At 75.8% G+C, this 4,651-nt stretch carries 4 protein-coding genes, 1 tRNA gene and 2 pseudogenes; 3 read left to right on the plus strand and 4 right to left on the minus strand.

The window, feature by feature from the left end; translation table 11 throughout:
* The first annotated feature begins 180 nt into the window (after window positions 1-180).
* Window positions 181-813 (plus strand): alpha/beta hydrolase family protein, encoded by a 633-nt coding sequence (locus JZ5iCDA_RS15760; RefSeq protein WP_069388006.1) that lies wholly within the window; start codon window positions 181-183, stop codon window positions 811-813.
* A gap of 80 nt (window positions 814-893) precedes the next feature.
* On the opposite strand, the pseudogene JZ5iCDA_RS20025 reads toward JZ5iCDA_RS15760, so the two are convergent.
* A pseudogene (locus JZ5iCDA_RS20025) lies at window positions 894-1,175 on the minus strand (rRNA adenine N-6-methyltransferase family protein); the annotation flags it as partial.
* 99 nt (window positions 1,176-1,274) lie between these two features.
* Between JZ5iCDA_RS20025 and JZ5iCDA_RS19145 the strand changes: the two are divergent.
* Window positions 1,275-2,060, plus strand: a complete 786-nt coding sequence (locus JZ5iCDA_RS19145; RefSeq protein ID WP_171905407.1) for a hypothetical protein — start codon at window positions 1,275-1,277, stop codon at window positions 2,058-2,060.
* Window positions 2,061-2,104: 44 nt separating this feature from the next.
* Window positions 2,105-2,326, plus strand: a complete 222-nt coding sequence (locus JZ5iCDA_RS15770) for a hypothetical protein (protein ID WP_139123160.1) — start codon at window positions 2,105-2,107, stop codon at window positions 2,324-2,326.
* Window positions 2,327-2,428: 102 nt separating this feature from the next.
* On the opposite strand, the gene JZ5iCDA_RS15775 is transcribed toward JZ5iCDA_RS15770, so the two are convergent.
* The 3 genes and pseudogenes from JZ5iCDA_RS15775 to JZ5iCDA_RS19150 form a co-directional block, all read right to left on the minus strand.
* A tRNA-Thr gene (locus tag JZ5iCDA_RS15775) sits at window positions 2,429-2,504 on the minus strand.
* Between the two features lie 124 nt (window positions 2,505-2,628).
* On the minus strand, window positions 2,629-4,161 hold the full coding sequence (locus JZ5iCDA_RS15780) for an alpha/beta hydrolase (RefSeq protein ID WP_139123161.1): 1,533 nt from the start codon (window positions 4,159-4,161) through the stop codon (window positions 2,629-2,631).
* Window positions 4,162-4,270: 109 nt separating this feature from the next.
* A pseudogene (locus tag JZ5iCDA_RS19150) lies at window positions 4,271-4,651 on the minus strand (hypothetical protein); the annotation flags it as partial.

The following is a 4,651-nucleotide window of genomic DNA, read 5'->3' on the forward strand; positions in this document are numbered from 1 at the left end:
GGCGACGCCGAGCTCGAGCGCCCGGGGGACGATCGACCACCGGCTGCTCCGGGTGCTGGCGTCCGTGCGCGGCATGGCCTCTCCTCGGGTCGTCGGACGGTGCCCGCTCGACGCTAGCCGAGGCGCTCCGCGCCCGCGCCCGGGGAGCGCTCGCACCCGCCCGGCTGGGACACTGGGCCCGTGCCCGACACCACCCCAGCGCCCGCCCCGTCCGCCACGAGGCCCGGCTCGACGCGACCGGTCGCGGGCGTCCTGCTCACCCCCGGCGCGGGCGCCGGCCGCGACCACCGCTCGCTCGTCGCGATCGAGGAGGCTCTCGCGGCCCTGCCCGAGCCGGTGCCCGTGCGCCGGGTCGACTTCCCGTACCGCCTGGCGGGCAAGCGCATGCCCGACCGTCCTCCCGTGGCGATCGCGCACGTGCGAGAGCAGGCCGAGGACCTCGCCGCCGACCTGGGCACGACGACCGACCGTCTCGTCCTCGGCGGGCGCTCGTACGGCGGGCGCATGTGCTCGATGGCCGTCGCGGAGGGACTGCCCGCGGCGGGGCTCGCGCTCATCAGCTACCCCCTGCACCCGCCGGGCAGGCCGGACCGGCTGCGCACCGAGCACCTGCCCGACGTCCACGTCCCGACGCTCGTCGTCCAGGGCCGCACGGACCCCTTCGCGACGCCCGACGAGCTCACCGAGCACCTCGCGGCGGTCCCCGGGCCCGTGACGCGCGTCGAGCTGCCCGGTGCGCACGACCTCAAGGGCCAGGACGGCGCGGTGTGCGACGCGCTCGTCGCGTGGCTCGGGAGCCTCGGGGCCCGCTGACGCGGCCGGGGTCGACGGCTGTCCTCCCTCCCTGTCACCGCCGTCGTACCCCAGTACCGCGGCGTCGACGCATGGCGGGGGCTCCGTCGCGCCGCCTGCCGCTGCACGACGACGTCCGCGGCGACGAGCGCCGAGCCTGGCGCGAGCAGGCGGTGCAGCACGGGCGTCGTCAGGCCGAACGGCGGGTTCGCGACGACCCGGAACGGCCGCCGCGGGAGGCGGAGCTCCGCCAGGTCGGCCTCGACGACGGTCACGGGGGCGCCCGCGAACCGCTCGCGCAACCGCTGCGCCCTCCCGGGGTGGAGCTCGACGGCGAGCACGCGCGCGCCCGCGTCGACGAGGTGGCGCGTGAGCGCGCCGTCGACGCATCTCCGGCGAACCGGTCGGGACCCGCCCGTTCCGCACGAGCCCGTCGCTGCGTACGATGTGGCCGCGACCTGGCCGAACACCCGGAGGACCCCATGCGCGCAGCACCTCGCGCCGTCGCGACCGTGCCGCTCGCGGCCGTCGCGCTCGCCGGGCTCGTCGTCCTCGCCGCGCCTGCCGTCGCGGCGGACGGCGACCGCGGCGGCGAGCTCGCCGTCACGGCCGACGGGGTCTCGTTCGACGCCACGCGGCTCGGCGGTGACGGCAGCGGGTGGCTGAGCTACGCGGTCACGGCGCTCGACGGCTCGCACACCTGGTTCCTGGGCGACCGGTACACGACCCGCGAGGCCGCCGACGGGCACCTCGACCTCGACGTCCCCCGACGCGGCCCGTACCGCGACGGGTGGTGCGTGACGTGGGTCCACATGAACGGCCTGGAGGACCAGTTCGCCGGCTGGGCGGGCGACGCCCCCGCGTGCACGACGACGACCTCGTCGCCCTCGCCGGAGCCGCCGCCCGCGCCGAGCGAGCCGCCGGCGCCCCCGGCACCGCCGCCCGCGGATCCGGCGCCTCCTGCGGCCGCGGCCGCGCTCCCGGCACCGCCGGCGCAGGACACGGCGCCCGAGCCGGAGCCGGAACCGTCGGAGACGCCCACGCCGACGCCCACGCCCACCGAGACCCCGACGCCGACCGCCTCCCCCACCCCGGAGGAGACGGAGGACCGGCCAGAGCCGGCGCGCACGCCGCTCGTGGCGGCGGGCGAGCGCGGGACGCCGCCGCCGCCCGGCGAGACGTTCCCCGTCCTCGCGGTCGCAGGCGTGGGCGGCCTCCTGGCCGCCGCGGCGGGCGGGGTGATCCTGCTGCTGCGCCGCGTCGTCTGAGCGTCCTCTCGCGCGGCCGCGCACCGCCGTGGCAGGGTGCGGTCATGACGTGGACAGCACGCTTCGTGGGCGGGGACCTCGACGGCCAGGTGACGGAGCTCGACGACGACGCGCTCGACTGGTCGGGGCACTACGTGCACGGCCCGGACGAGGGCCGCGCGACGCACATCCTCACGCAGGCGGACCGCCCCCTGCACGCCCAGCGGTACGAGCGCCGTCCGGCGCCCGACACGAGCACCGACTACCTCATGGTGCTCGTGCCCTGACACACCGGCGCCGGTGCCGGGCACGACACAGCGCGAGGCCGGCATCGACCAACGTCCTCCAGAACGCCGAAGGCCCGGAACCGTGAGGTTCCGGGCCTTCCGTGGAGCCGCCTGTCGGAATCGAACCGACGACCTATTCATTACGAGTGAATCGCTCTACCGACTGAGCTAAGGCGGCGTGCTGCGTCCCGTTCCGCTCCGCGAACCGGTGGCAACGAGCGCCTACTGTACCCGGCGATCGGCCCAGACTCCAAAGCGGCGGGATTCCGCCGCTCCTGGGCCGCGCGAGGCCGGCCGACGGCTCAGCAGACGAGCCCGTCCTGGGGCACCGTGCCGTCCACGAGGTAGGCGTCGACGGCGTCGCCGACGCACGCGTTGGACCGCCCGTACGCGGTGTGGCCCTCGCCCTCGAACGTGACGAGCACGGCGGAGTCGAGCGTCTTCGCGAGGCCCTCCGCCCAGACGTACGGCGTCGCGGGGTCGTTCGTCGTGCCGACGACGACGATCGGCGCGGCACCCGACGCGTGCACGTCGAACTCCTGCTCGACGGCGGGGTACGGCCAGTCGGCGCACGTGAGGCCGCCGTAGGTGAAGAACGAGCCCATGGTCGGGGCGGCCTCCTCGAGCCGCTCGCGCTGGGCCTCCATCGCGGCCGGGTCGCCGTCCTGGCGGTCGTCGAGGCAGTTGATCGCGCGGAACGCCTCGGTCGAGTTCGTCGCGAACGAGCCGTCGGGGTTGCGGTCGTTGTAGAAGTCCGCGAGGTACAGGAGCATCGAGCCGGTCCCCTGGTCGAACGCCTCGGTGAGGGCCTGGGTGAGCGCGGGCCAGCTGAGGTCGTTGTACAGCGTCACCGCGATGCCGTAGAACGCGAGCGTCTGCGTGACGCGGCGGTCGGAGTCCGTGGGCAGCGGGTTCTGCTTGGCCCGGTCGAGCAGCTGGCGCACCTGCGCCATGCCCTCGTCCACGTCGCCGCGCAGCGGGCACGACCCCCCGGCCTGGCAGTCCTCGACGTAGGCGCGCAGCGCGTTCTCGAAGCCCACGGCCTGCTGCTCGGAGACCTCGTCCTCCGAGAGCGTCGTGTCGATCGCGCCGTCGAGCACCAGGCGCCCGACCTTGTCCGGGAACAGGCCCGCGTACGTCGCGCCGAGCTGGGAACCGTAGGAGTACCCGAGGTACGCGAGCGTCTCGTCGCCGAGGACGGCGCGGAGCATGTCCATGTCACGGGCGGCGCTCTGCGTGTCCACGTGGCCGAGCAGCGCGCCCGTGTTCTCCTCGCAGGCCTGCGCCCACGCGGCGAGCTCGGCCGCCATGGCCTCCCGGCCTGCCGCGTCGTCGGCGAAGTCCTTCGACAGCGACTCGTCCTTGCGGGCGTCGTCGAAGCACTCGACCGCGCTCGAGGACCCGACGCCGCGCGGGTCGAACCCGACGAGGTCGTACGCCTCCTTGACCGGCTCGCCGATCATCGACGCCGCGTCGCCGACGAAGTCCACGCCCGAGGCCCCCGGACCGCCCGGGTTCGTCAGCAGGGAACCGATCCGCTCCCCGCTCGCGGGCAGCCGCTTGAGCGCGAGCTCGATCTCCCCCGCACCGGGGTCGTCCCAGGACAGCGGCGCGCGCGCCGTCGTGCACTCCCAGCCCGACCCGCAGTCCTCCCACGCGAGCGTCTGGCCGTAGAACTCCTCGAAGCCCGCGGGGCCCGTCTCGCCCGTGCCCTGCGACGTGCCGGACGACGCCGCCTCGTCCGCAGGGGTCTGCGTCTTGGGGGCGACGGAGCAGGCGCCGACGACGAGGGCGAGCGCGAGGGAGGAGGCGCAGAGGCGGGCGCGGAGGTTCACCCGGACACGGTAGCCGCTCGGAACCGGCACGAACCGGACGACGGACCGTCGCACCCGTCCTTTCACGCGCTCTTCACCGCCCCGTCGGGACGGCGCGGTGCGAGCGGGGCTACGGCTGCTGCACCCACGCCGCCGGGCCCGTCGCGCCCGGCGCGGCAGGCGGCACGAGGACCGTCCCCTCCCGCCCGAGCTCGACGCTCACCTCGGCGGACGCGTCCACGTCCGCAGGCACCGCGACGACCGACGTCGCCGGGACGTAGTCCATCGTGCACACCGTGTCCGGCGGGATCTCGACGAACGTCACGACGACGGCGCCGTCCCGGACCACCGCCTCCGGCTCGGCGACGAGCGGGCACCCGCTCGAGCCGTACGTGACGACGTACAGCAGGCCCGGCTCGGCGCTCCACGCGGCGCCCGTGCCGCCGTCGACGGGGGCGTCGACGCCGGGCGGCAGGCCCCGGCCGTGCGCGCCCGCCTCGAGCGGCATGGC

It is taken from the genome of Cellulosimicrobium cellulans (genome assembly GCF_001722485.1).
GTDB classification, from domain to species: Bacteria; Actinomycetota; Actinomycetes; order Actinomycetales; family Cellulomonadaceae; genus Cellulosimicrobium; species Cellulosimicrobium cellulans_A.